Genomic DNA, 1,571 nt, shown 5'->3' with positions numbered 1-1,571 from the left:
ACTGTAAGCGGCTGTACAAGTTCGGCTTCGGGATCAACCACTCTGAGCGATCCTAGTACAGCGACATTGACCTTGGGTTCTTCTGTAAACCCAAGCACCTGCGGCGGAACAAACGGAAGCATTGCTTTCACCACTACTTTAGCAGATGGAACTTATACTTTAAATTATAATGACGGAACAGCTAAAACAGCGTCTGTTACAGTAGCTTCAGGGGCATTTACGCTATCAGGACTTCCGGAAGGAGCTTATAATTCATTCTCAATAACTGTCACAGGATGCATAAGCAACGCCTCTGGATCAAGAACGTTAACTGATCCGACTACGGCGACATTGACTTTAGGCTCAGCTGTTAATCCAACCACCTGCGGCGGCACAAACGGAAGCATTGCTTTCACCACCACTTTAGCAGATGGAACTTATACTTTGAATTATAATGATGGAGCAGCCAAAACGGCTTCTGTTACAGTAGCTTCGGGTTCGTTTACGTTGTCAGGACTTTCGGCAGGGTCATATTCTTCATTCTCGATAACCGTAACAGGATGTACAAGTTCGGCCTCAGGATCAAGAACGTTAACTGATCCGACTACGGCCACATTGACCTTGGGTTCTTCTGTTAACCCAACCACCTGCGGCGGCACAAACGGAAGTATTGCCTTCACCGCTACTTTAGCAGATGGAACATATACTCTAAACTATAATGATGGAGCGGCAAAAACCGCTTCTGTTATAGTAGCTTCGGGTTCGTTTACGTTGTCAGGACTTCCGGCAGGGTCATACTCAGGATTCTCAATAACGGTGAGCAGTTGCACAAGTTCAGCTTCGGGATCAAGAACATTGGCTGATCCGACTACGGCAACATTGACCTTGGGCTCAGCTGTTAATCCAACCACTTGTGGCGGAACAAACGGAAGCATTGCTTTCACCACTACTTTAGCGGATGGCACTTACACTTTGAATTACTCAGATGGGGCAGCCAAAACGGCTTCCGTTACAGTAGCTTCGGGAGCCTTTACGCTATCAGGACTTGTGGCAGGATCATATTCTTCATTCGCCATTACTGTCAGTGGATGTACAAGTTCAGCCTCTGGATCAAGAAATCTGACGGATCCTAGCACCGCAACTTTGACTTTAGGTTCAGCTGTAAACCCAACCACATGCGGTGGCACAAACGGAAGTATCGCTTTCACTACCACTTTGGCAGACGGAACTTACACTTTGAACTATAATGACGGTGCGGCTAAAACGGCGTCTGTTACGGTAGCTTCGGGGGCATTTACCCTATCAGGGCTTGTCGCAGGATCATACTCATCATTCTCAATAACCGTGAGCAGTTGCACAAGTTCAGCATCAGGATCAAGGGCCTTAACTGATCCTACCACAGCGACATTGACTTTAGGCTCAGCAGTTAATCCAACCACCTGCGGGGGAACAAACGGAAGCATCGCTTTCACGACCACTTTAGCGGACGGGAATTATACTTTGAATTATAGTGATGGGGCAGCTAAAACGGCTTCTGTTACGGTAGCTTCAGGGGCGTTCACTTTAACTGGACTTGTGGCAGGGTCATACTC

Annotated in this window: 1 protein-coding gene; it reads left to right on the top strand. The window is 47.4% G+C overall.

Annotated elements, in window-relative coordinates; all coding sequences use genetic code 11:
- Nucleotides 1-1,571 (top strand): hypothetical protein (locus GVN16_RS25925; protein ID WP_166566883.1); only part of this gene is annotated, 1,571 nt, incomplete at both ends.

Origin of the sequence: Emticicia sp. CRIBPO (assembly GCF_009905725.1) — a bacterium.
In the GTDB taxonomy this organism is placed as follows: Bacteria; Bacteroidota; Bacteroidia; order Cytophagales; family Spirosomataceae; genus Leadbetterella.
The sequence above is the reverse complement of the archived record's forward strand: the minus strand, read 5'-3'. Positions and strand labels throughout refer to the sequence as shown.